Source organism: Streptomyces sp. NPDC050416, assembly GCF_044458845.1.
GTDB lineage: Bacteria > Actinomycetota > Actinomycetes > Streptomycetales > Streptomycetaceae > Streptomyces.
In genome coordinates this window covers 474,218-498,708 of record NZ_JBITII010000001.1, presented here as the reverse complement: position 1 = coordinate 498,708, position 24,491 = coordinate 474,218, and the positions used below count along the sequence as shown (strand labels likewise).

Sequence of the window (24,491 nt, the reverse complement as noted above, 5' to 3'; positions counted from 1 at the left end):
AGCTGTGCCAAGGGGCCTTCGCCGGCGTCCCCGCCCTCAGGTCGGTGTCCCACTACAGCAACGGCATCATCGACTTCGTCGTCCGCAGGGGCGACTGCCCTCCGCTGAGCAGCCTGGTCACCGAGCAGGGCGAGGACATCGCGAACGAGTCCCTGCCCGGCAGCCGGCTGCTGCTGTGCACCCAGGACCTGAACGCCCTGATGCGGCCGCTGGGCACGGGCGAGCTGATGCGCGTCGTGCTCGCCAACGCGCGCGGCGGTCTGTGGGGCGGTCGCGTCAAGACGGGGGAGTACCTGTCCGCCCTCACCGACAGGCCCGGCGGGATGCCCGCCACGGACGCGGCCATGAACCGCCTCGTCTCCGCCATCCGCACCCAGGTGCTCTCCCTTCCCGACGAACTGCCCGGCGGTCTGACGGGCCCGGCGGAACTGCTGCCGGAACACAAGGAGCGGCTGCGCATCGACTTCGGGACGGCGACGGCCGGACACGACGCACTGTCCGAGATGCGGCTGCGGGCCCTGTGGGGCGGCCACGTCAACACCCTCGACCTGCAGTACGCCGCCTTCTACCGGGACTGGAAACTCGTCTGCGCGGGCGACGTCTTCGAGAACCCAGAGCTCGGACCCCGCTTCCTCGACGTCAGCGTGCGCTCACGCCGTACCGCCTACCGCGACCTCGCCCAGAACCTGCGCGGCCATCTCGCCCGGCTCACCGACGCCCTGCGGCTGGTGGTGCAGCCGCCCGCCGACCGCCTGGTCCTGGACGTCCAGGAGGGTGCCGTGTTCGTGACCTGGCTGTCGCCGCGGGACTACCTCCTCGGGGTGACGCTGGACCAGCGGCAGGTCGGCCACGCGGAGAGCCGGCTGCACGACCTGGCGGGCGCGCTGCGCGAGGTCACGGCGCCCGAACGGCACTGACCAGCGCGCCCCACACCTCGTCGGCGAGCGCCTCCACGGCGCGCGCCGCCGTGGGCCGGTGCGCGGGGCCGGGGCTGCCGAGGGACTGCACGGGCAGCACCTCCACCGCCGTCTCGTACTCCCGGCAGACCCGGCGCAGCCGCGCCCACTGCTCCTCGGTCGGCGCGCCGGGCGCGGCCGAGCGGAACCAGGAGTCGGCGCCCGTACGGAACCGCTCCGTCAGCTGCCGGACCAGGGTGGCGCACCCCAGCGCCGTGAGATCCGATCGCCCCGCCCGCGGCAGCGGACCCTCGCCGTCGTCGGCCGGGTGGCCGGCCAGTCGCTCCACGGCCGCGTCGAGCAGCGTGAACACCTCCTCGAACCGGCCCTCGACGGGCTCCGGCAGCGCCGAGCGCGCCGGGCCGGGCGCCACCGCGACCAGATCGCGCCGGGCCAGATCGCTCACCGTCCGGCGCAGCTGGCCGAGTTGGGCGCTGTGCTCGCCGAGCGCACCGCGCAACTCGCTGGTCAGTTCCGCGAGATCGGCCTCCTGACGAAGCTCCGTGAGGCGGGAGCGCAGCCGGTCCAGAGCCTCGTTCACCGCCCTCGGGAAGTCGCCCGGGCGGTACAGCAGGGGCTGCGAGCCGAGCGAGCGCGCCAGCCGGTCCCGCATGGTCCGCGACACATGGCCGTTGACCACCAGCAGCACCTCGGCCTGGGCCGGATGCAGCGCGCCGCGCAGCGCCCGGACCCGCGCGGTGATGCGTTCCTGGTCGTCCGCGACGAGCACCGAACCGGTGACCACGATCGCGATGTAGGCGTTCGGGACGGGCTCCAGCCAGTACGCCACCACCAGCGATCCGTCGTCGGACGACGCCCGCGCCGGAACCGGGTCGCGCGACGCGATGCGCCACTGCCCGAGGGCCAGCGCGTCGTGGACCGTGGAGAGCACCTGGTCCTCGGACACGTTGTCGTGCAGCCCGCGTACGGCCCTCAGCACGGTCGCGGCGGTCACCTCCCGGACCGCGCCCTCGCCGTCCTCGCTCAACTGCCAGGCGTGATGGCAGGTCTTGAGGATCTCGCGGGGCACCCCGCCGGCGAGTTCCTGAAGGATCGCCACCGACTCGGCACCGAACGGCGCGGGCCACCGCTCGACCGCGTCCGTGCCCTCGGCAGCGGCGGGACGGGGCCCGGAACCGACGTACTCGGCGACGAGTTCGGCGGTGAGTTCCGCACTGAAGCGGGTCGGCCACAGCTGCACCACGCGCTCGTGCAGGCTCGGACGGAACGCGTTGAGCCCGCGCGGCGAGGTGCAGAACACCAGCAGACCGCCCCGGCTCACATAGACGTTGACCAGACGCTCGAAGGCGTCGACGAACGTGCGCCGGGACTCCTCCGGCCAGTCCAGCACCTTCTCCAGCGAGTCGATCAGCAGGACGTACGGCTTGCCGACCCTGCCGTGCAGGAAGCCCTGGACGGCCAGCGCGTCGAAGACCGGGTCGATGCCCGTGACGGCGTCCTTGATGCCGCGTTCCTTCAGCTGCTGCGCCGGCTCGTCACCGGTCAGCCACGCCCACACCATCGAGGTGAACCGCGGGTCCTGGAGCAGGGCGAGCGCGGTGGCGAACCGCCGGTGCTCCGTCACCTCGCCGAGGGTGACCCGCAGATCGGCGTGCAGCACCTCGGGGTCGTAGCGCAGGGCCGAGACCACCTTGTCCGGGTCGAGTACGCGGTCGCGCAGCCCGGTGGCGATGTCGTCGAGGGCGATGTCGTCGAGCGGCACGTCGTCCGCCCGGCCGGGCCGCGGGCCGGAGCTCTGCTCGCCGACCCGGACCGCCGTCACGTAGGCGTAGTAGTCCCGGACGAGTTCCTCGAACGCGGCCCGGCCCTCCGGGGTGTCGGCGGGGCCGCGCAGCCGGTCGCGGTACATACGGCCGAAGTCCTGCGCCGGTTCGTCGACGATCCACATGGCCGGGCCGTCCGGGCGGGCCAGACCGTTGCACACCTCCCGGGCCGCGTGGCTCTTGCCGAGGCCGAACTCACCCACCACGGCGATGGCCCGCCCGCGCCGACCGCCCCGGGGCTGGTCACGGAGGTAGTCGCGCACCAGGTCCTGGAGCTCCCGCAGGATCTTGGTGGGCACATGGGCGTTGCCCGAGTCCGCGGCCTCGACCGGGGCGTCACCGAGATCGGCCGAGGGGCCGAGCCGCACGACCGGCACCAGGGGGAAAGGGTTGCTGTACCAGGTGTCTGCGTTGTTTGCGGCCACGATGGCACTCCTTGCGGGTCCTGTCAGGCGCGGTCGGGGTGGCGTGGCGGGCGTCAGCCGCCGGGGCGGGGCCGGATCGGATCGCGGAGCAGGGCGTCGCGGCTCGCCCGCCGCCGCTCCCAGTAGGGTCTGAGCGCGTCGGCGTCGATCGGCCAGGGGTGCGGTGCGCAGCGCAGGGCGTCCGCCGCCGAGTGGAAGACCTTCCGCAGTTCGCGTACGTCGCGGGGCTTCCATTCGTCGTGCGCTGCCACCAGAGAGCTCCTGTCCGGCTCGACCAGGGCATGCGGCCCGCCGTGGCCCGGCCGGGCGCTGCGGCTGAACCGCCAGATGTCCTCGCTGTTCAGCTCGCTCAGCGCGAGATGGGTGACCGCCGCCGATCCGCTGAGGGCGGCGGCCACTTCCCTCGCCGTCTCCGCCGCGCCCTGGCTCACTTCGACGAACAGTACGATCCTCGGGTGCGCATTGCTCAGACAGGTGCGCAGGAACGCCGCCCTGAGGTGTGCGTCGTTCCACCGTATGTGCGGGATCACGGCGAAGAGCAGCGCGTTGCGCTGGAGCAGCAGATCACTCATCTCGCTGTAGGCCTGCCACGGATCGTCCTCGTCGGTGATCGCCTTGACCCGGGACTCGGGGAAATCATGGAGCCGGAGTCTCTTCGCGAGTTCTCTGCGTATCCGGGCGTTGATCCGCTCGGTCGGCGCGAACGACCCGTCCGCGTCGATACTGATCCGGCGGCCGTCGTTCTCCAGCCCCGCGGTCGGCACGCACACGGGGAGCGGGTTCCCCGCCGCGGCCGCGGTCGCCGCCACACGCTGTTTCACCTCGTAGATGCACCGGTGGATGAGCGTCGTCTTGCCCATGCCGGGCGGGCCGCTGACGATCACGACACGGCCTTGATCAGCGCTCGGGTCCAGGAGTTCACCGAGGCCGGGCCAGTCCGAGCCGAAGCGGTCCAGTTCCTCCCGGGAGTGGTCCACGTCCACCCACTGGTGCACATGGTCCGGCTCTTTCCACGGCACCAGCGGGTGGTCGGCGCTGAGCGCGGAGGCGCCGTTCTGACCGACGTGACGGTTCATGCCGTTCGATCCGTACGGTTTGCGCACTCCGTAGGGGTTCGCCCAGTCGGAGCTGGTCATGCGTGGGGTCCTCCGGTGCTTGTGGGACGGCCGTTGCCGCGTAATCTCCGCAGCCACCACAGGGGCGCGGGGCGCAGCAGTTCCCCCGCGTCCCGTGCCTGCCGGTCCACCGTGGTGCGCACGGCGCTCGCCTCGCTCTTTCTCTCGTGCGGTCCCAGGAACCGCCCGTCCCGGCTGCCCGGCAGCGGCTCCGCCAGGGGCAGGGAGTCGGCCAGCCGGCGGGCCGCCTCGCTGCGCGGAGCCGGGCCGGGCACCAGGGCCAGCAGGCCGGAGAGCGCCTCCCTGGCGCGTAGCGCCTCGGCGTGGTCCGCATCGGGATCCTGCTCGTACGCCGCCAGATACAGCCATGCGATCCTCCGGAATTCCCGTACCGCCGCCACCAGTTGCCGGCTGCGGGTCCGCCGCTCCGCCGAGATCCGTTCCGTCGTCTGCCCGACCAGGGTGAGCGCGGCTCCCGCCGCGAGCAGGTACACCGCGTCGAGGAAGCCGCCCTGCCCCGAACCGCCCTTGTCCGCCGACGCCCCCGGCGGGTCGCCCGCGGCGGCCAGCACTGCGTCGCAGACCCGCTCGAAGTCCCCCCGGTGCGCCTGGGCCCACTCCTCCAGCGGCAGCACGCCGCCCTCGCGCCCGGGAACCTCGACGGCATCCACACCGCCGCCCGTCCCCGCGGGCCGCCGCACCACACCGAGCCGCAGCGCCGCGTCCCTGAGTTCGCCCCGGTGCTCGTCGGCCAGGCAGTACACCAGCCGGACATCACTCCTGCCGGTGTCCGCGACCGCCGCCCCGCCGGTGGCGGCAAGCAGTAACAGGGCGAGGACCGGGATGCCGAGCACAGCCCGCCACCCGCTCCCGCTCCCTCTCCTTTCACCCATCCGGCCTCCCCGTGCCCCTGGCCGCGGCCGCGCCCGGCCGCCGCACACCATCCGGTTATGCGGAGGAACGCAGTCCGTCGGCCGTGGCCGGAGGGGCCGGCGGCCCGCCGCCCTCGCCCGCCGGGCGTCCGGGGAGACGCTCCAGGGCGCCCCGGGGTTGCCGGTTCCTCCGCGACCGGTGACGCGACCAGCACCCGAACCCGATCTGCGCCCCGTAGTGCAGCAGATTGACCGTCACCACGGCCGGGGCGACGATGCCGACCGTCTTCGGGAAGTCCCGTTCGAGGGTGAGGGCGAGCAGCACGGCCGTGAGGCCGTTCTGCTGGCCGATTCCCAGCAGGAACCGGTCCCTTCCCGACAGACCGCGGACGAAGAGGGGCATCAGCAGCATGGCCACCACCGCCTGCGCCGCGAACGCCGTGGCACCGAGCAGCACACCCGGGCCCGGCGACACTCCCTGGGCGACGAACAACCCCAGCAGGGCGGTGGCGAGCAGGAAGGCACTGGAGACCGCCCGTGCGAGCGGCCGGGTGAACGCCTTCGTCCGCAGGAACAGACCGGCGACGGCCACGGCGAGCATCAGCATGTTCGCGGCGGCGAGCACGAGCACGGCCACGGCCAGCAGGGCGGCGAGCGGCGTCGCCGGCCGCCGGGTCCCGTCGGCGTCGAGCTCCTTCCGGGCGGGCCACAGCCTGCCGCCCGCCCACCACAACAGCAGGGCACCGGCCAGCAGCACCGCGTTGAGCGCGAGTCCGAGGGTGTAGCCGCGGGTGCCGCCGCCCACCACCGAGGGCGTGCCCGCGTGCCCCGCGGCCGTGTAGGCGTATCCGGCGACGTACAGCGTCAGCAGGACCGTCATCGGATCGTCGAAGGAGGCCCACGCGGTGAGCAGGGACCGGGCGCGCTGCGACATGTGCCCGTCCCTGCTGAGGGCGGCCACCGACAGCGGGTCGATCTGCGCGACGACGATGCCGAGGATCAGGTACTCCGGGCGGCCGAAGGCCAGCACCATGACACCGGAGATGATCCCCGCCTTGAGGACGACCCCCAGGGTGACGGCCGCCACCACACCGCGCAGATCACGGCGCAGGTCGGCGAGGTCGATGCCGTACGTGCTGCCGTACAGGCCGACGGCCAGCAGCAGTCCGGTGGCGAAGACGTATCCGGTGGTGCCGGCCATGCGCGACGGATCCGCCGCCAGGCCGATCACCGTCCCGAGGACCAGGGCGCCGAGCGCGCCGAGCAGAACGGCCGGAACCGCCTCCGGCAGTCTCGGCCGCCAGGCACGGTTGCGTCGGGACGTCTCCACTGGCTCCCCCCATCCCCCGGTGTTACGCCGCGAGCGTAGTCGGGCCGCCGGCACCTCGTGCGCATTCTGGTACGGACGTGCAACCGCGAGAGCAATCAAGCGTAGGCATCATCATCCGGACGGCGTAACGCCATTGCCAGCCGTTCCCTTGCACGATGCCCGGCCGCGGCGGCCGTTGAACGCTCTTCACCCCTGGCGTGGGTCCACGGCACCACGGCCGGTGCGCCCCGCGTCCGCCCCGCAGCTCTCGGCGGCATCACGATAGGCGGCCGTGCGCCCCCCGCTCCGGCCGGACTTCGGCGTGAACGAGCGGATGGCGGCGCACGCGCCGGTGGGCGGGAACGCGACGGTTCGGCAGGCGTGGAGGCGCGGCAGACGCATGGCGTGGTCGGGGACGTCACCCACCCCCCCCGATGAGGTGACGTCCCCGACCGCTCCCCCGGCGCCGGACTGTGGCTCAGGTGTCCGCCCGGCGGGTCCGTGCCGTCACCAGCACATCACCGCCGTCTCGCCGGAACCCCAGGCGGAGTACAGGCGTACGCGGACGAAGTAGCGGCGGCCCCTGACGAGCCGCGTGCCGATCGTGGCGTTGTGCGGAGTGCCCCCGTCGTCCTGCCCGGCGAGGTAACGGGGTTCCCCGTCCCGCTCCTCGAAGACCACGACGACGGCGTCGCCGTCGCCGAAGGTGCCCAGCGTGTACGTGCGGGTCTCCGGCGGATCGACGACGAAGTCGGCCTGCTCGCCTGGCCCGAGACCGAGCGGTGCCGAGCGGAACGGCACCAGCGCGGGCGGGCCCGGCCGATCCGCCGGCGGATACCAGCGGAGCACGAACTCCTTGTCGGCGGCGGACAGGGTGCCGGGCGGGTTGAGACCCGCGCGGTACTGCTCCGGTTCCAGGACCAGCCCCGACGAGAACGGATACTCCATGATCGAATGCGGGTCCCAGACGGGGCCGTTGACCTCGTCCGTGCCGAGCTTGCGCAGGATGTTGTAGTGCGTCGTCTCCCGGCTCCAGTGGTTGGGCGGGCCCGCCAGTTCGGCGTACACGGCCTCGTCGTCCCAGTGGATGCCGGCGAACGGGCTCTGGTGCTCGTGCAGCATGCCGAGCGCGTGCCCGATCTCGTGCAGGGCCGTCCCGCGCTCCCCGGGCGCGGTCAGGTCCCAGCCGAAGTTCATGGTGCGCTCGTGCCGGCCGGCCGGCAGCGCGTCCCGGCCCACCGCCGACCAGGAGCCGGCGCCGAGCTGGAACCCGATGCGCAGTTCGGCCTCCGAGCGGTCGTCGACCTCGGCGAAGGTGATGCCGATGCCGAGGTCCTGCCACTGAGCGAAGCACCCGCGCACCACGTCCCGCTGCTCCTGGGACCCGGTCCACGGCACGCGTCGCGTCATCCCCGTCCCCGGCACGGGGATGACGGACACGTCGGTGTCACGGTCGAAGAAGCAGTAGTGCAGGACCGTGCCGTTGACCCACATCCGCCGCCCGCTCGCGAGCGCGCTCAGCCGCTCGGCCGCCAGCCCCGGTGCGAAGGCGGGCGCCGGCGCCGGTGCCAGCGAGCAGTAGCGTGCGGTCATGGCCCACAGCCTGCCCCGCTGCCGGTCCCGGGCGCCTGAGTCGGGGGCTACTCAAGTCGCCCTGTATCAGAAGTGAGTAGCCGCGCTCATGTCTGTGTGACGACTTACGAGAGGGACGCGACGACGCTGGAGCTGCCCTGGCCGTTCGCCGGGCGGGAGGACGAACTCGAGCTGGTCCGCCGGTCCCTGACCGGCTCACCCCGCGGCATCGTGGTGACGGGCCCGGCGGGCTGCGGCAAGACCCGCCTCGTCACCGAGGCGCTGCGCGGCACCCACTGCGCCCGGGCGGCGGGTACGCCCGAGAGCCGGGCCATCCCCTTCGCCGCGTTCGCCCCTCTGCTGCCCGAGTCGGTCACCCTGCACCGCGCGGTCCAGCTCCTGTCGGGCGTACGGACGCTGGTCGTGGACGACGCCCAGCTGCTCGACGACGCCTCGGCCGCCCTGGTCCACCAGCTCGCCGTGCACGGCCGCACCCGCCTGGTGGTCGTCGCCACGGACGGCACCCCGGTGCCGGGCGCGATCTCCCGGCTGTGGACGGGGGAACTCCTGCCGCGGCTCGCTCTGGAGCCGCTGCCCGAGGAGGAGACCGCGCAGCTGCTCACCGCCGCAGCCGGGCCTCTCGAAGCGCTCACCGTCAACCGGCTGCTGCGTCTGAGCCGGGGTGACCTGCGGCTGCTGCGGGACCTGCTCGGGGCGGTGCGGGGGCGGCTCACCCTCGAACCGGACACCGGTGAACGGGCGTGGCGGGGCCCCGTGCCGCTGACCACGGCCGTCCGTGAGCGCACCGCCCCCGTCCTCGGCCTCGCCCACCCGCTCGAACGGGAGACCCTCGACCGCCTCGCCTTCGCCGAACCGCTGTCGTCGCCCCTGGACGCTGTGGACCTCGGGGCGCTGGAAGTCCTGGAGTCCGACGGCCTGATCGAGGTCGACGACCTGGGCGGCGTCCGCCTGGCCCACCCCCTCCACGGCCCGGTGCTCAGAGCCGCGGCGGGCCGGCTGCGGGCACGCCGGCTGGCCCGGACACCGGACGCGTACGCCGCCGCCCTCGAGGCCGAGTCGGCCGCACTGGCCCGCCGGATCGACCAGGACGACGTCCGGGCGATGTCCACGCCGGTGGGGGAGTGGCTGGTTGCCGAGGGCGGCCCGCTGCCCGGCCGGTACGCCGCCGTGCGCGCCCGGTTCGCCCGGCTGCGGGGAGAGCTGAGGGAGGCCGCGGCCTGGGCGCGGGAGGGCCTGCGGGGCGATCCCGGGGACGCCGCGTGCCGGGCGGAACTCGCCCGCGCCTGCGCACTGGTGGACAGCGGCGGGGACCTGGACCTCGACGCCCTCGCCGACCCCTACGACGCCGTGCGCCTCGGCTGTCCCGAGAAGGTCATCGACCGGCTGACCGGCGTGTTCGCCCGGCACGCCGACGCGCTCACCCAAGCCGACGGCCCGGCCCTGGACGAGGTGGCCGAGGAGCTGGAGCGGCGCGGTTTCACGCTGTTCGCCGCGGAGGCGCACGCCCAGGCCGTGCGCGCCCACCGCGATCCGAGCGCCGCCCGGCACTCCCGCACCCGGGCCGTCGCCCTGGCCCGGCGCTGCCAGGGCGCCCGCACACCGGCCCTGTCCGGGCTGGTCCTCGGCGAACTCACCGCCCGGCAACGGCAGATCGTCACGCTCGCGGCGGCCGGTCTGAGCAACCGGCAGATCGCCGAGCGCCTCACCCTGTCCATCCGGACCGTCGGCAACCACCTGTACAGCGCCTACGCCCGGCTCGGCGCGAGCGACCGCGGCGCCCTGCCCTGGCTGACGGACGTCCCGGAAGCCCAGCCGGCCTAGGCGCGGCTCCCAGGACCGGCGGCCTGACCCGAACAGGGGACGGGTCAGGCCGCCCCGAACGCCGAGAACGCCCAGCCCGTGGCCTGGTGCAGCGCGTCGCCCGGCAGGGCGGCCCGGGCGTCGCGCAGCGCCTCCGCCAAAGACAGCCCGGCACCCAGGCCCTTGTGCAGCGCGAGCATCAGCGGCACCACGGCGGCGTCATTGACGGGCGCGCTGCACGCCACCACCCCGGCCGTGCCGAGCGGCAGCAGCGCGGTGACCAGACCGAGCAGTTCGTCGGCGCCGACGGAGGCGAGGAGGGCGGTGTCGCAGCAGGACAGGATGATCCGGTAGGGGCTGCGGTCCAGACGCTCGAAGTCGTGCACGACGATCGGGCCGTCGGCCATCCGCAGCGAGGAGAACAGCGGGCTGTCCGCGCGGAACGTGCCGTGCGCGGCGATGTGCGCCAGCGCGGCCCCGTCCAGCTCCTCCAGCACGCGCGGAACCCGCGCCTCGTCCTCCTCCAGGACCGTCGCGCAGGCGTACAGGCCGGCCAGTTCGGGCACTTCGGCGCCGCCCGTGGCCAGGCCCGGGCCGCGGACCAGCACCTGGCGGCCGTCCGGCGGCGGCTCGGTCTCCCGGGCCCGCAGCCAGCTGCCCGCCGACGGCGACACGCTGAGCACCCGTTCCCGCAGCGACGGCAGCAGCGCCCACGGCACCCGGTGCAGCCGCCCCGGCGGCACGATCACCACCGGAACGCCGCCCAGATGCGCCGCGGCCGGCCCGAGCAGCAGCTCCTCCAGCCGCCGCCCCGCGGCCTCCACCACCGCAAGCCGCGCCTCCGCCCCGGGGTGCGCCAGCCGCCGCAGCCCCGCCTGCACGTGCTCGGCCTCGGTCTCCGCCTCGGCCAGCAGCCCGGCCTCGAACCTGCGCACCCGCCCCTGCCCGCACAGCAGCACCTGCACCCGCCCGTCGAGCACGGCGAGTTCCACCAGCCGCACCTCGTCGCCCAGTTGCTCCAGCAGTCGGCCGACGTCGAAACGGTCGCCGCCACCGGGGGCCTCGCCGCGCATGTGCAGGGTCCGGGAACGGATCTGCCGCTCCAGGCGCCGCTGTTCACGCTCCAGTGCCGGAACCGGCCTGCCCTCCATCCGGGCGGCCTCCGCCCGGGAGGCGATCTCGCGGAAGGCGGTCATGCCGCTGAGCAGCTCCGGGTCGGCGGGCGGCCGGGTCGGCGGGGTGGACAGCACGGTGGCCCGCCAGCGCTCGCTCCACACCAGCAGCCGCCGCGGCCCGCCGGAGACCAGACTGGCCCGCTGCGCCAACGCGGCCAGTTCCGCGCCCTGTTCGGTGGCACGGGCCCGCAGCTCCGAGGCACCCAGCGTCATCCGGTGGTCGTCGAGCACGTCCAGGCCGCGCCGGCACGCCTCCAGCACGCCCCGGGTGGACCCGGCGGCCCGGGCCCGCAGCGCCTGCGCCGCCCAGCCCGTCATCCGCGCCAGCGGCGGGCCGCTGCGCCGGCTGCGGGCGGCGACCGCCAAGTGCCGCTCCGCGTCCGCAGTCCAGCCCAGGCCCAGCGCGATACGTCCTGCCAGCAGCGACGCCTCAGGTGCGGCCGGCGCGCCGAACGCGGCCAGCTTCTCGGCCACCGCGGCGGCGTCCGCGACCAGCCGCCCCGAGCCGCGCCCGGCCGCGTGCCGCGCCTCGATCAGCACCAGCCGGGCGTGCGTCTCCCACCAGGTGCGGCGCTGCCCGGCGAACAGCCGCACCGCCAGGGCGGCACGGGCGATCGCCGTGTGCGGGTCGCCGGCCAGCCGGGCGGCCCGCGCGGCGGCCAGCAGCAGCTCCGCCTTGCGGGTGGACTGCCCGCCGATCCCGTCCAGCCTCCCGATCGCCGCGTCCGCCTCGGCCAGCGCCTCGGGCGCCAGCCCGGCCGCCATCAGCACCTCGCAGCGCCGGATGTTCAGCATGAACGTCGGCGTGCCCAGCCGGGCGTAGCGCTCCTCCGCCTCGTCGAGCAGCCGCAGCGCCGCCGGCACGTCACCGGACCGGAACGCGGCGAGCCCCCGGCTCTCCACCGCGTCGGCCTTGTCGTGCTCCTGGCCGGTGGTGTCCCACAGTGCCTCGGCCGCGGCGAAGTCCGCCTCGGCCCGCTCCACCGCCCCCAGCGCCAGGTGCACGGTCGCCCGCAGGGTCAGCGCCCGCGCCGTCCAGATCACGTCCTCCGCCTGCCGCAGCACGGGAATCGCCCGGCGTACGTCCTCCAGCGCCTCCCGATGGTGACCGAGCACCCACCACACGTAGGCCCGCCGGTACAGCACCCGCGCCCGCGTGTGCCCGCCGCCCCGCGCGACCCCCCGCTCGAACGCCGACAGGCCCTCCCGGGTACGGCCCGCGTGCACCAGCGCCACCCCCAGGGTGGCCAGCACGTCCGCTTCCCGGTCGGCCGAGTCCGCCCGCGCCGCGAACTCCCGGGCCCGCCGCAGATGCTTCAGCGCGAGCCGCAGATCACCGAAGTCCCGCTGCCAGATGCCGATCACCTGGTGGGCGACGGAGGCGTCCAGCGGCAAGGGATCGGCGTCGAGCAGCGCCCGGGCCCTCGCGAGAGCCTCGCCCGGGTCGGCGAACACCATCGGCAGCAGTTCCTGCACCGAGCCGCTTCCCGCTGTCACTCCTCGGATGGTAGTGGCCCCGGAACCGCGGCACACAGGGTTGGCTCTGTATCAAAAAGCCGCCCGCCGGCTCTAGTCGACGAGCACCGACGACCGTTCGCCGCACCGACCGACGCCGTCGCCCAGTGGGAGGACCCGCATGGCACCTCAGCGATTCCACGAGCAGTTCGACCAGATCCAGCGCTCGATGCCCGACGTCCCCCTGGCGATGGGACCGTACGACTCGGCCGAGTTCATGTACGAGAAGGGCGTCGTCCTCGTCCGCGACGGCGAGGAGGCCCGGGTCGTCGAGGACGCCGTACGGGCGCACTTCACGGCGGCACCCGACCTCGACCAGAACCAGGTCCGCCGGGCCGGCCCGCGGGCCAACCGCAGCGGCGTCACCCGGATCCGGGTCGGCGACCCCGGTGAGGGAAGCCGGGGAACCGACAGGGCCGTCGCACAGGCGCTGCGGGCCGTACGCGAGCGCGAAGCCCGGGCCGGGCACCGGATGGTCGCCCGCAACCACGTCGTGCACATCGCGGTCAACGCCTGCCCCGGCGACGAACCCGTGCCCGTCCCGGTGAACGAGCCGCCCAACCCGGCCGCCGCGGGCACGGCGTACGACCCGGACAGCGCCGTCGGCGTCCTCGTCGTCGACACCGGCCTCACGCACGACTACCGCTCCTGCGCGCTCCTCGCCCACACCGACGGCGACGCCCAGGTCCAGGAGTGCGACGAGCAGGGGATCCTCCAGCAGTACGTCGGGCACGGGACGTTCATCGCCGGGCTCGTCGCCGCCGTCGCGCCCAACACCGACATCACCGTGCGCGGCAGCCTCAACGACGCCGGCGCGATCCTGGAGTCGGAGTTCGGCGAGAAGCTCTTCGAAGCCGTCGACGCCGGCGGCTGGCCCGACGTCCTCAGCCTCTCCGCCGGCACCTCCAACGGCCGCACCGACGGCCTGCTCGGCGTGGAGAACTTCATGCGGGAACTGCGCGAGCAGCGCACCCTGCTGGTCGCCGCCGCCGGCAACAACGGCAGCGCCACCCCCTTCTGGCCCGCCGCCTACGCCGACCTGCCCGGCTGGGAGGACTCCGTGCTGTCGGTGGGCGCGCTGCGCAGTGACGGCGAGTTTGGCGCCTGCTTCACCAACCACGGCCCGTGGGTGAAGGTCTACGCCCCCGGCGAGCGCCTCACCAGCGCCCTCACCGGCTTCGAGACGCCCGTCCCGTACGTGTACCAGCACTCCACGTACGACGCCTGCCGCTACGGCTCCACCTACGGCTGCACCTGCCAAAGCCCCCGCCACACCGGGGTGCTCAGCGACGAGAACGCCGCCGCCAAACCCGACCAGGTGATGTTCGAGGGGTACGCGCAGTGGAGCGGCACCTCCTTCGCCACACCCGTGACCGCCGGCCTGGTCGCCGCCCACATGACGGCGCACAAGGAGAACGACCCGCGCGCGGCCCGGCGCCAACTGCTCGCCGCCGTCACCGGGGTCGCGGACGTGCGCGGGGCGCAGGTACCCGCGCTGCGCCCGCCGACCTGGCGCCCCGTCCCGGTCGTGCGCCCCACCCCCGGGCCGTGAGGGCCGGAACCGCCCCCTCCACGGCGTACGATGACGTGCCGTACTCGAGGGGTGGGGCTGCCGTGGACCGTACTGATGCCGACGCGCTCGTCCAGGCCGCGGCCGACGGTGACGCGGCGGCCTGGAAGGCGCTCGTGGAAGGGCTGAGCCCCCTGGTGTGGTCCGTGGTGCGGGCCCACCGGCTGTCCGACGCGGACGCCCACGAGGTGTACCAGACCGCCTGGTTCCGCTTCGCCCAGCACCTCGGCCGGATCCGGGAACCGGGCAAGGCGGGCGCGTGGCTGGCGAGCACCGCGCGCCACGAGTGCCTGAAGGTCATCCGGAGCTCGCAGCGGCTGACCCTTACGGACGACCCGCAACTCCTGGACCGGGTCAGCGAGGACGGCACGCCGGAACAGTCGCTGCTCGACTCCGAGGAGGCCGCCGCCCAGAGCGAACGCGTACGGCGGCTGTGGCAGGAGTTCGAGGAACTGGGCGAGCGGTGCCGGCAGTTGCTGCGGGTACTGATGGCCACGCCGCCGCCCAGCTACCAGGACGTGTCCGCCGCGCTCGGGATCGCGGTGGGCAGCATCGGCCCGCTGCGCCAGCGCTGTCTGCGGCGCCTGCGGGCCCGGCTCGAAGCGCGGGGGGCGATGTGAGCGACATGAACGACGACGAGCTGTTCGACGAAGAGGACTGGGGGGACGAGGAGTTGGACACCGGACTGCTGGAGGAGGAGCTCCGGCGCGCCGCCGCCGTCCTGGACCCCCTGCCGGTGGAGCTCCAGCAGATCGCCGTCGACGCCTACGCACTGCACGACCTGGACGCCCGCGTCGCGGAGCTCACCTTCGACTCACTGGTCGACGCCCTCCCGGTCCGGGGAGCCGGCGACGCGCCCCGGATGCTGACCTTCCAGGCGGGCGAGGTGACCGTCGACGTCGAGGTCACCGCCCACGGGTTGATGGGCCAGGTACTGCCGCCGCAGCCGGCCACGATCGAGGTCCTGGCCGGACCACGCCCCGGCTCCCCGCTCACGGCCGACGACCTGGGCCGCTTCACCGCCGCCACACCCCCGTCGGGCCCGTTCGCCCTCCGGCTGCGGACCGGTGAGGACGTGGTGGTGACGGAGTGGCTGCGGGCGTAGGCCTTGATCTGCCGGGTCCAGCCGTGCACCCGTTCCCGGTCGGCGGCGGGCACGCCCATGACCTCGCTGACCAGGGCGATGGGGAAGGGTTCGAGGACCCGCTCGATCAGATCGGCCGGGGGGCCGTCCCGTACGACCCGGTCCACCATTTCGTCGAGCATCTCCTGCGCGCGGCCGCAGCCGTTTCATCGCACCGACGGTGAAGGCGCCCGCGACGGCCTTGCGCAGCCGGTTGTGGTCGGGCTGGTCGGCGAAGGCGAGCGAACCGGGCCGCGGCTTGAACTGCGGTGCCATTCGCGTCACTTGACGCCCGGTCACCTCCGCGCGGCCGAACCGCGGATCGTTGGTGATCAGCTTCACCTCGTCGTGGCGGGTGGCCAGCCACGCTCACCCCACGCCGTACGGCAGCCGGATCCGGGTGAGCGGCTCCTCGCGCATCAGCTCCGCGAGGACCGGGGTGAACTCCGTCCCGTCCAGGTCGAGGGCGGGCCAGTCCCGTACGGGGGGCGGTGCCTGGCCGGTCAGCGTCGTGGTCTCCTCCCTCATCCCACCACCCTCACCGCGCCTCCGCCGCTTGTCGCGCGGGAGTGCTTCAGCAGGTGCCGGTCAGCCGGAGGCGGCGTCGACCAGGCGGGCCAGCGTGGCGGCGAGCCGCTCAAGAGCGGGACCGGCAGGGCCGCCCGGCTCGGTCATGTAGGTGTCCCGGCGAATCTCCACCATGAGCGCCTCGACCCGCGGATCGGTCCCGTAGAACTCGAGCGGCACGTAGGCCCCTCGGAAGGGGCTGTCGAGCCCTGTCTCCCCGATGCCCCCAAAGGCCTGCCGCGCGGCCTCCACCAGCCCGGGAGGGGTGTGGAAGGAGTCGGTGCCGAGACACACCGGCGGCCGGGGGCCCTCCCCGTGCAGCTCGTACGGCAGCCGGGCCCGGGGATACGAGTGCACGTCGATGATCACGGCCCGTCCGGTGGCCGCCAGCCGGTCCGCCACGGCCTGTGTCATCGCCCGCGCGTACGGCAGGAAGTACCGCGCGACGAGTGGCCCGGCCTCGACGTCCCCGGACCGCAGCACACCGCCGTGGGTGGTCCGGGTGTAGACCGCGCCCATGCCGACGGCCCGCATCTCCTCCCGTTCGTCGGGGAAGCGCTCCGGGTCGACGACCAGTCGCGACAGCCGGTTGACGAACCGCCACGGGACGACGCCCGCCGCCCGGGCCGCCGCCTCGGCGATCCGATCCGTGTGCGCGTCGGTGATGTGGTCCAGCTCCCGCGCGAGCTCGTCGTCGCCCAGCACGATGTCCGCCCGTACGGACGGCGGTATCTCCCGCGCCGAGTGCGGGACATGCAGGATGACGGGGGAGTGCCCGGCGCCGGGCAGGACGTCGAAGGACGGGGAGTCGGAGTACGGGGAGTCGAAGGACGGGGGGTCGTCGGTCACGCGGCGGCTCCACGGGGACGTGGTCGGGGGCTTCGCTCGAAAGCCCGGCCTCTTCGAACATAACTCCGCCCCGGCCGGGCGGTGTGCCGGCCGGGGCGGAGCGGGTGGGCCGATGGGACCCGGGGCGTCAGCTCAGGGACGCCAGCGCCTCGTTCCACGTGGTGGACGGGCGCATGACCTCGGCGGCCTTCGCCGGGTCGGGCTGGTAGTAGCCGCCGATGTCCACCGGCTTGCCCTGGACGGCGGCCAGCTCGTCGACGATCTTCTGCTCGTTGGCGGCGAGCGTCTCGGCGATCGGGGCGAACGCCTTCGCCAGGTCCGCGTCGTCGGTCTGCCGGGCCAGCTCCTGCGCCCAGTACAGGGACAGGTAGAAGTGGCTGCCGCGGTTGTCGATCCCGCCGACGCGCCGGGTCGGGGACTTGTCCTCGTTGAGGAAGGTCGCCGTGGCGCGGTCGAGGGTGTCGGCGAGGACCTGGGCGCGGGCGTTGCCCGTCACCTTGGCGAACTGCTCGAAGGACGGCACCAGGGCGAAGAACTCACCCAGGGAGTCCCAGCGCAGGTAGTTCTCCTTGATCAGCTGCTGCACGTGCTTCGGCGCCGAGCCGCCCGCACCCGTCTCGAACAGGCCGCCGCCCGCCATCAGCGGGACGACCGACAGCATCTTGGCGCTGGTGCCCAGCTCCAGGATCGGGAACAGGTCGGTCAGGTAGTCGCGCAGCACGTTGCCGGTCACCGAGATGGTGTTCTCACCGCGGCGGATGCGCTCCACCGACAGCTTCGTGGCCTCGACCGGGTTCAGGATCCGGATGTCCAGGCCCTCGGTGTCGTGCTCCGGCAGGTACGCCTTGACCTTGGCGATCAGGTTGGCGTCGTGCGCACGGGTCTCGTCCAGCCAGAACACGGCCGGGTCGCCGGTGGCGCGGGCGCGGGTGACGGCCAGCTTCACCCAGTCCCGGATCGGCGCGTCCTTGGTCTGGCAGGCGCGGAAGATGTCACCGGCCGAGACGGTCTGCTCGATGAGCGCGGTGCCGCTGTCGTCGACCAGGCGGACCGTGCCCGTGGTGGGGATCTCGAAGGTCTTGTCGTGGCTGCCGTACTCCTCGGCCTTCTGGGCCATGAGGCCGACGTTCGGCACCGTGCCCATGGTGGACGGGTCGAAGGCGCCGTTGGCCTTGCAGTCCTCGATCACGGCCTGGTAGACGCCCGCGTAGGAGGAGTCCGGGATGACCGCCAGGGCGTCGTGCTCCTGCCCGTCCGGGCCCCACATGTGGCCGGAGCTGCGGATCATGGCCGGCATGGAGGCGTCGATGATGACGTCGGAGGGCACGTGCAGGTTCGTGATGCCCTTGTCGGAGTCGACCATCGCCAGCTCCGGGCCCTCGGTGAGCTCGGCGTCGAAGGAGGCCTTGATCTCGGCGCCCTCCGGCAGGGCGTCCAGGCCCTTGTAGATGCCGCCCAGACCGTCGTTCGGGGTCAGGCCGGCCGCGGCCAGCTTGTCGCCGTACTTGGCGAACGTCTTCGGGAAGAAGACGCGCACCACGTGGCCGAAGACGATCGGGTCGGAGACCTTCATCATCGTCGCCTTCAGGTGCACCGAGAACAGCACGCCCTGGGCCTTGGCCTCGGCGACCTGGGCCGCCAGGAACTCGCGCAGCGCGGCGACCCGCATCACGGAGGCGTCGACGACCTCGCCCTTCTGGACGGGTACGGACTCGCGCAGCACGGTGGTGGTGCCGTCGTCGCCGACGAGCTCGATGCGCAGCGCGCCGTCCTCGGCGATCACCACGGACTTCTCGGTGGAGCGGAAGTCGTTCTGGCCCATGGTCGCCACACTCGTCTTGGAGTCGGCGGACCAGGCGCCCATGCGGTGCGGGTGGGTCTTGGCGTAGTTCTTGACCGAGGCGGGGGCCCGGCGGTCCGAGTTGCCCTCACGCAGGACCGGGTTCACCGCGGAGCCCTTGACCTTGTCGTAGCGGGCGCGGATCTCGCGCTCCTCGTCGGTCTTGGGGTCGTCCGGGTAGTCCGGCAGCGCGTAGCCCTGGCCCTGGAGCTCGGCGATGGCGGCCTTGAGCTGCGGGATCGACGCCGAGATGTTCGGCAGCTTGATGATGTTGGCCGCGGGCGTCTTGGCCAGCTGCCCCAGCTCCGCGAGCGCGTCCGGGATGCGCTGGTCCTCCGTGAGGTACTCCGGGAACAGGGCGATGATGCGCCCGGCCAGCGAGATGTCGCGGGTCTCGACGGCGACACCCGCCTGCGAGGCGTACGCCTGGACCACCGGCAGGAAGGAATACGTTGCCAGGGCCGGGGCCTCGTCAGTGTGCGTATAGATGATGGTCGAGTCAGTCACCGGGTGCTCCGCTCCACGTCTGCAACATTGCTCGACATCAAGATATCTCCTGACCGACCTGGTCTCGACAGGGGTCCACGCTCAGTTTCGCGCCACCGACCGCCCCGGCGCCCGGGCCGGGAAGGCCACTGCGGCGGGTGGCGCCCCCGCGACTGCCCTCGGCCGGGTCTTCCGGCGCCTCGCCCGCTGGTCTGCTTCCCGCGAGCGCCCGGGGCTGGATTGCCGACGGGCTCCGCACGTTGTCGGCGGCCGGCTCGGCGCCCCGGGTGGTGCAGGTCACGGTGGCCGACCACCTGATCAAGAGCAGCGCAGCGGCCCCGCGAGGCTCAGTCGAACCGGGCCGAGGACATCTCGTTCGGCTCGATCTCGCCCGTGCGCTGCTGGGGGATGACCACCCCGCCCTGCTGGAGCGCCACCGTGCGGGCCGGCGCCGGGATGCGGATGCCCTCCGCGCGGTAGCGCTTGTGCAGCCGCTTGATGAACTCGTGCTTGATCCGGTACTGGTCGCTGAACTCCCCGACGCCCAGGATCACCGTGAAGCCGATGCGGGAGTCACCGAAGGTGTGGAACCGGATGATCGGCTCGTGGTCCGGCACGGCGCCCTCGACCTCGGTCATGGTCTCGGCGATCACCTCGTTGGTCACCCGCTCCACCTGCTCCAGGTCGCTGTCGTAGGCCACGCCGACCTGGACCAGGATGGTCAGCTGCTCCTCCGGGCGCATGAAGTTGGTCATGTTCGCCTGGGCGAGCTGGCCGTTGGGGATCACGACGAGGTTGTTGGACAGGTTGCGGATGGTGGTCTGCCGCCAGTTGATGTCCTCGACGTAGCCCTCCTCACCGCTGCTGAGACGGATGTAGTCACCGGGCTGGACGGTCTTGGACGCGAGGATGTGGATGCCCGCGAAGAGGTTGGCGAGGGTGTCCTGGAGCGCCAGCGCGACCGCCAGACCGCCGACACCCAGGGCGGTGAGCAGCGGGGCTATGGAGATCCCCAGGGTCTGGAGCACCACCAGGAAGCCGATCGCCAGGACCAGGATCCGGGTGATGTTGACGAAGATCGTGGCCGAGCCGGCCACCCCGGAACGGGACTGGGTGACCGTGCGCACCAGGCCGGCCACCACCCGCGCCGCCGACACCGTCGCCACGAAGATCAGCAGCACGGTGAGCACCTGGTTGGTGGTGTGCTGCACGGTCCGGTTCAGCGGCAGCACCGCCGCCGCGCCCGCCGCGCCGCCCACCACCGCGGCCCACGGCAGCACGGCCCGCAGCGCGTGCACGATGACGTCGTCACCGCTCCAGCGGGTCCGGTCGGCGTGCCCGCCCAGCCAGCGCAGCAGCATGCGCAGCGCGAAGGCGGCCAGCAGGCCCGACGCCAGGGCGATGCCGGCGAAGACCAGATCGTCCGCGGTGAGCGCCCGGTTCACTTGTCACCTCCGGGAAGAAGAACTGCGGCGAACGCCGTTTCCGGCCGCCGGATGTGAAGTTTCGTCACGTCGTCACCTGTTCGTCCTGCGGGATGTTCCGCCGTACCCGGCCACCCTGACCTGCGGTCGGCACGACCGTTCATCCTGCCGCATTCCGCACGGGGTTTCGTACCGGGGAACGGGCCGAGCCAGGGAGCACCGCCAGGGAACCGCGGGGCCTGCCGGGCCGTCAGATGACCTTCAGCCGCACCAGCGCCGCCAGCGTCAGCGCACCCGGGAGCAGCGGCAGCCAGACCGTGATGACGCGGAAGGCGAGGACCACGGCCGTGGCCACCGCGGCCGGGCCGCCCGCCGCCACCAGCGCCACGACCAGCGCCGCCTCCACCGAGCCGATCCCGCCCGGCGTGGGCACCAGCGCGACGGCGACCGTCGCCGCCAGGTAGGCCACCGCCATGTGCGCGGGCGGCACGTCCAGCCCCATCGCCCGGCCCACCAGCACCAGGACGGTCGCCTGCAACGCGGGGAACGCGAAGGATCCGCCCCACAGGGCGAAGGCCCGGGCCGGACGGGTGTGCACGGACCGGGCCTCGCCCAGCGCCGTCCGCAGGAAGGACAGCACGGCCGAGCGCACCCGCCGCACGAGGGTCAGCACGGACACCGCGATGACGAACACCACACCGGCACCGGCCAGCAGCGGGCCGAACGCCGTCTCGGGAACCAGCGTGCCGAGCCGCAGCGCGTCGGGGAACGCGACGAGCAGGGCACCCAGCAGGGCCACCCGGCCGATGCTCTCGGCCAGCAGGTACAGCGCGAGAGCCGCCGACGAACGGGCGAGCGGCAGCCCGCACACCGTCATGAACCGCAGGTTGACCGCGCTCGCGCCCAGCCCGGTCGGCAGCAGGTGGTTGGCGGCGCCGGCCGCGAACTGCGTGGCCAGCAGCCGCCGTCGGGGCAGCCGCTCGACGACCGCCCCCTGCCGGGTGCAGGCGGCGGCGACCCAGGTCAGACAGGTCGCGCCGACCGCGGCCAGCAGCCACGGCCACTCGGCGTCGCCCAGATGCGCGAAGCCCTCGGCCAGCACCGACCGGTGCCGCACCGCGACCACGGTGACCAGCAGGAGCGGAAGCAGACACAGGATCTGACGCAGGCGGCGGACCGGGACGCGACGGGGGAGCCGTCCCGGGCGGATTTCGGGGAGTTGTACCGCTGTCACGTCCGCAGAGGCTTCCCATGTCCCGCCAACGGCGGGTTGCGGACGTGCGGACGGCGTCTTACGGACGGGGAGCGGCTGGGAGGAGAGCGTCATCGGGGCCTTTGCGGGGGGAACGGGGAGACGGGATCGGGGAGTCGGGGAGCGGGGAGACGGGATCGGGGAGAGTCGGGGAGCGGGGAGACGGGATCGGGGAGAGTCGGGGAGCGGGAAGAGGGGGATCGGGCCGATTGTGCGGGATGTCGCGGCGATGTGCGAGCGCCTTGACCTCAAGATTGCTTGAGGTTCTACGTTCTCTGCCATGAGTATGGAGACCACAGCGTGGACACAACTGCACAGCGTCATGAATGCCCAGGAGGAGCGCCGCCCCCTCGCCCTCGCCACCTTGCGCCGCATCGGCGCGTTCGCCCGCCCGCACCGGCGCCGTATCGCCCTGTTCGTCCTGCTCGGGGTGGGGACCGCCCTGCTCGCCGTGGCGACCCCCGTCCTGGCGGGGAGCGTCGTCGACGCGATCGTCTCGGACGGCACCGAGGGCACCGTCGTACGCCTGTCCCTGCTCATCGCGCTGATCGCGGTGGCGGAGGCGGCGCTCGGCATCCTCGGCCGGAGGCTGTCGGCGACGCTCGGCGAGCACCTCATCCTCGATCTGCGGACCGCCGTCTTCGACCATGTGCAGCGCATGCCCGTGGCGTTCTTCACACGCACTCGTACGGGCGCCCTGGTCTCCCGACTCAACAACGACGTCATCGGCGCCCAGCGCGCATTCAGCAACACCCTGTCCGGAGTGGTCAGCAACCTCGTCACACTGCTGCTCACCCTCGCCGTGATGCTCACGCTGTCCTGGCAGATCACCCTGCTCGCGCTGGTGCTGCTGCCGGTGTTCGTGATCCCGGCCCGGCGCATGGGCAGCCGGATGGCCCGTATGCAGCGGGAGGCCGCGACGCTCAACGCGGCCATGGGCACCCGCATGACCGAGCGCTTCTCCGCACCCGGCGCCACCCTGGTCAAGCTCTTCGGGCGCCCCGAGGAAGAGTCGGCGGAGTTCGCCGAACGCGCCCGCCGGGTCGCGGACATCGGCGTCCGGACGGCGACCGCCCAGGCCGCGTTCATCACCGCCCTCACCCTGGTCTCCGCACTCGCCCTGGCTCTGGTCTACGGCCTCGGCGGCGCCCTCGCCCTGCGCGGCACGCTGGAACCCGGCGCGGTCGTGTCGCTGGCGCTGCTCCTCACCCGGCTGTACGCGCCGCTGACCGCCCTCGCCGGGGCGCGGGTCGAGGTGATGAGCGCCCTCGTCAGCTTCGAGCGGGTCTTCGAGGTGCTCGACCTGAAGCCGCTCATCGAGGAGAAGCCGGACGCCCGCCGGGTGCCCGACGGGCCCGTGGCGGTCGAGTTCGACCGGGTCCGCTTCGGCTACCCCGCCGCCGACAAGGTCTCCCTGGCCTCCCTGGAGGAGGTCGCCACACTCGACAAGCGGGGCGGTGACGAGGTCCTGCACGGCATCTCCTTCCGCGCCGAACCGGGACAGACCGTGGCGCTCGTCGGCTCCTCCGGCGCGGGCAAGTCGACCGTCGCGCAGCTGCTGCCGCGCCTGTACGACGTCGACGAGGGCGCCGTACGCGTCGGCGGCGTCGACGTCCGTGACTTGAGCGCGCGCTCCCTGCGGGAGACCCTCGGCATGGTCACCCAGGACGGGCACCTCTTCCACGACACCGTCCGCGCCAACCTGCTCCTGGCCCGCCCCACGGCCACGGAGAGCGACCTGTGGGACGCCCTGCGCCGGGCCCGTCTCGACGACCTCGTACGGTCGCTGCCCGACGGTCTCGACACGGTGGTCGGCGAACGCGGCTACCGGCTCTCCGGCGGGGAGCGCCAGCGCATGACCATCGCCCGGCTGCTGCTGGCCCGTCAGCGCGTCGTCATCCTCGACGAGGCCACCGCCCACCTGGACAACACCTCCGAGGCCGCCGTCCAGGAGGCACTCGCCGAAGCCCTCGAAGGCAGGACGGCGGTCGTGATCGCCCACCGGCTCTCCACGGTCCGCACGGCCGACCAGATCCTGGTCGTCGAGGCCGGCCGGATCGTGGAACGCGGCACGCACGAGGAACTCCTGGCGGCCGGGGAGCGGTACGCGGAGCTGTACCGGACCCAGTTCGGCGGGACGGAGAGCACGGTCGTGGACGAGGCCGCCGCGTAAGCCGTAAGCCGCGTAACCGCCCGACCTCGGTGAACGGCTCCGGGTGCGCGTTCGTACCCCTGACGAGTACTCCTGCCCGCCCGCGAGGGCGGGACGGTCCGCATCCGGAGAGACGACGTGTCCCAGCAGCAACCGCACGCACGATCCAGCCGCCGTCCCCTTTCCCGCGCCCTGCGGCTGCGCGCCGCCGCGCCGGCCGCCGCGCTGGTGATGCTCCCCCTGGCCACCGCCTGCGGCGGCGGTGACGACGACAAGCCCGCCGCCGGCGGCCGGACGGCGACCCCGAGCGGGTCCGCCGCTCCCGCCGCCGGTGTCGTCGCGCCGGCGAAGGTGGAGGTGATCGCCGGCCTGACCGGCTGCAAGGTGAAGATCCGCACCGAGGCGGACGAACTGCGCGAGGGCGTCTGCCACACGAAGAAGGGCGACTACCTCATCACCACCTTCCCCGAGGAGAAGCTCAAGGAGACGTGGCTGGAGTCGGCCAGCGTTTACGGGGGCAAGTACCTCGTCGGCATGCGCTGGGTGGTCAGCGCCAAGCCGGAGATGCTGCACCCCCTCCGCGCGAAACTCGGCGGCACGGTCAGGACGTTGCGAGGCATCGGCCCGAGCGTGAACGCCTCCTGACGTCCCGCTGCCCGGGCCGGAACCAGCCGTCGGCTCGGG

The 24,491-nt window shown here is 73.3% G+C and carries 17 protein-coding genes and 1 pseudogene; 7 read left to right on the top strand and 11 right to left on the bottom strand.

Annotated features, from left to right (window positions below; all coding sequences use genetic code 11):
• Nucleotides 1-44: 44 nt before the first annotated feature.
• Nucleotides 45-917: a hypothetical protein gene (locus ACIBL4_RS02260; protein WP_399405621.1), complete on the top strand. Its 873-nt coding sequence runs from the start codon at nt 45-47 to the stop codon at nt 915-917.
• Here ACIBL4_RS02260 and ACIBL4_RS02255 read toward each other — a convergent pair.
• The 5 genes from ACIBL4_RS02255 to ACIBL4_RS02235 all read right to left on the bottom strand — a co-directional run bounded on the left by ACIBL4_RS02255 (nt 895) and on the right by ACIBL4_RS02235 (nt 8,054).
• Nucleotides 895-3,165, bottom strand: a complete 2,271-nt coding sequence (locus tag ACIBL4_RS02255; protein WP_399405619.1) for a hypothetical protein — start codon at nt 3,163-3,165, stop codon at nt 895-897. The two genes, ACIBL4_RS02260 and ACIBL4_RS02255, sit on opposite strands and share 23 nt — an antisense overlap.
• Nucleotides 3,166-3,218: 53 nt before the next feature.
• A complete protein-coding gene (locus ACIBL4_RS02250) occupies nt 3,219-4,301 on the bottom strand; it encodes a hypothetical protein (protein WP_399405617.1) in 1,083 nt (360 codons plus the stop codon).
• The gene (locus ACIBL4_RS02245) at nt 4,298-5,173 is read right to left on the bottom strand and encodes a hypothetical protein (protein WP_399405615.1); all 876 of its coding nucleotides are present in this window, start codon (nt 5,171-5,173) and stop codon (nt 4,298-4,300) included. The genes ACIBL4_RS02250 and ACIBL4_RS02245 overlap by 4 nt, the downstream gene beginning before the upstream one ends.
• 55 nt (nt 5,174-5,228) lie before the next feature.
• On the bottom strand, nt 5,229-6,482 hold the full coding sequence (locus tag ACIBL4_RS02240) for a hypothetical protein (protein WP_399405613.1): 1,254 nt from the start codon (nt 6,480-6,482) through the stop codon (nt 5,229-5,231).
• A gap of 486 nt (nt 6,483-6,968) precedes the next feature.
• Nucleotides 6,969-8,054, bottom strand: a complete 1,086-nt coding sequence (locus tag ACIBL4_RS02235; RefSeq protein WP_399405611.1) for a M12 family metallopeptidase — start codon at nt 8,052-8,054, stop codon at nt 6,969-6,971.
• A 96-nt stretch (nt 8,055-8,150) separates the two neighbouring features.
• On the opposite strand from ACIBL4_RS02235, the gene ACIBL4_RS02230 reads away from it, so the two are divergent.
• A complete protein-coding gene (locus tag ACIBL4_RS02230) occupies nt 8,151-9,875 on the top strand; it encodes a LuxR C-terminal-related transcriptional regulator (protein ID WP_399405609.1) in 1,725 nt (574 codons plus the stop codon).
• 44 nt (nt 9,876-9,919) lie between these two features.
• Here ACIBL4_RS02230 and ACIBL4_RS02225 read toward each other — a convergent pair whose 3' ends face one another.
• Nucleotides 9,920-12,487: a CHAT domain-containing protein gene (locus ACIBL4_RS02225; RefSeq protein WP_399406538.1), complete on the bottom strand. Its 2,568-nt coding sequence runs from the start codon at nt 12,485-12,487 to the stop codon at nt 9,920-9,922.
• 178 nt (nt 12,488-12,665) lie between these two features.
• Here ACIBL4_RS02225 and ACIBL4_RS02220 point away from each other — a divergent pair, with 178 nt between their 5' ends.
• From ACIBL4_RS02220 to ACIBL4_RS02210, 3 genes are all read left to right on the top strand, one after another.
• Nucleotides 12,666-14,096: a S8/S53 family peptidase gene (locus tag ACIBL4_RS02220; RefSeq protein ID WP_399405607.1), complete on the top strand. Its 1,431-nt coding sequence runs from the start codon at nt 12,666-12,668 to the stop codon at nt 14,094-14,096.
• Nucleotides 14,097-14,158: 62 nt separating this feature from the next.
• The gene (locus ACIBL4_RS02215; protein WP_399405605.1) at nt 14,159-14,734 is read left to right on the top strand and encodes an RNA polymerase sigma factor; all 576 of its coding nucleotides are present in this window, start codon (nt 14,159-14,161) and stop codon (nt 14,732-14,734) included.
• 5 nt (nt 14,735-14,739) lie between these two features.
• The gene (locus tag ACIBL4_RS02210; protein WP_399406536.1) at nt 14,740-15,219 is read left to right on the top strand and encodes a hypothetical protein; all 480 of its coding nucleotides are present in this window, start codon (nt 14,740-14,742) and stop codon (nt 15,217-15,219) included.
• Between the two features lies 1 nt (nt 15,220).
• Here ACIBL4_RS02210 and ACIBL4_RS02205 read toward each other — a convergent pair.
• The 5 genes and pseudogenes from ACIBL4_RS02205 to ACIBL4_RS02185 all read right to left on the bottom strand — a co-directional run.
• Nucleotides 15,221-15,765, bottom strand: a pseudogene (locus ACIBL4_RS02205) (cytochrome P450); the annotation flags it as partial.
• Nucleotides 15,766-15,825: 60 nt separating this feature from the next.
• Nucleotides 15,826-16,653, bottom strand: coding sequence for an N-formylglutamate amidohydrolase (locus tag ACIBL4_RS02200; RefSeq protein WP_399405603.1), 828 nt, complete (start codon nt 16,651-16,653; stop codon nt 15,826-15,828).
• 127 nt (nt 16,654-16,780) lie between these two features.
• Complete coding sequence (locus ACIBL4_RS02195) at nt 16,781-19,000, bottom strand: NADP-dependent isocitrate dehydrogenase (protein ID WP_399405600.1); 2,220 nt, start codon at nt 18,998-19,000, stop codon at nt 16,781-16,783.
• A gap of 326 nt (nt 19,001-19,326) precedes the next feature.
• Nucleotides 19,327-20,424, bottom strand: coding sequence for a mechanosensitive ion channel family protein (locus ACIBL4_RS02190; RefSeq protein ID WP_399405598.1), 1,098 nt, complete (start codon nt 20,422-20,424; stop codon nt 19,327-19,329).
• Between the two features lie 229 nt (nt 20,425-20,653).
• A complete protein-coding gene (locus ACIBL4_RS02185) occupies nt 20,654-21,637 on the bottom strand; it encodes a YbhN family protein (protein WP_399405596.1) in 984 nt (327 codons plus the stop codon).
• Between the two features lie 304 nt (nt 21,638-21,941).
• On the opposite strand from ACIBL4_RS02185, the gene ACIBL4_RS02180 reads away from it, so the two are divergent.
• On the top strand, nt 21,942-23,828 hold the full coding sequence (locus ACIBL4_RS02180) for an ABC transporter ATP-binding protein (protein WP_399406534.1): 1,887 nt from the start codon (nt 21,942-21,944) through the stop codon (nt 23,826-23,828).
• 117 nt (nt 23,829-23,945) lie between these two features.
• A complete protein-coding gene (locus ACIBL4_RS02175; protein WP_399405594.1) occupies nt 23,946-24,452 on the top strand; it encodes a hypothetical protein in 507 nt (168 codons plus the stop codon).
• Nucleotides 24,453-24,491: the final 39 nt, after the last annotated feature.

Bases quoted from the DNA above. Each gene is read 5' to 3' on its own strand.
- ACIBL4_RS02245 (WP_399405615.1), bottom strand. From the start codon at position 5,173: ATGGGTGAAAGGAGAGGGAGCGGGAGCGGGTGGCGGGCTGTGCTCGGC.
- ACIBL4_RS02220 (WP_399405607.1), top strand. From the start codon at position 12,666: ATGGCACCTCAGCGATTCCACGAGCAGTTCGACCAGATCCAGCGCTCG.
- ACIBL4_RS02180 (WP_399406534.1), top strand. From the start codon at position 21,942: ATGGAGACCACAGCGTGGACACAACTGCACAGCGTCATGAATGCCCAG.
- ACIBL4_RS02250 (WP_399405617.1), bottom strand. From the start codon at position 4,301: ATGACCAGCTCCGACTGGGCGAACCCCTACGGAGTGCGCAAACCGTAC.
- ACIBL4_RS02225 (WP_399406538.1), bottom strand. From the start codon at position 12,487: ATGGTGTTCGCCGACCCGGGCGAGGCTCTCGCGAGGGCCCGGGCGCTG.
- ACIBL4_RS02210 (WP_399406536.1), top strand. From the start codon at position 14,740: ATGAACGACGACGAGCTGTTCGACGAAGAGGACTGGGGGGACGAGGAG.
- ACIBL4_RS02235 (WP_399405611.1), bottom strand. From the start codon at position 8,054: ATGACCGCACGCTACTGCTCGCTGGCACCGGCGCCGGCGCCCGCCTTC.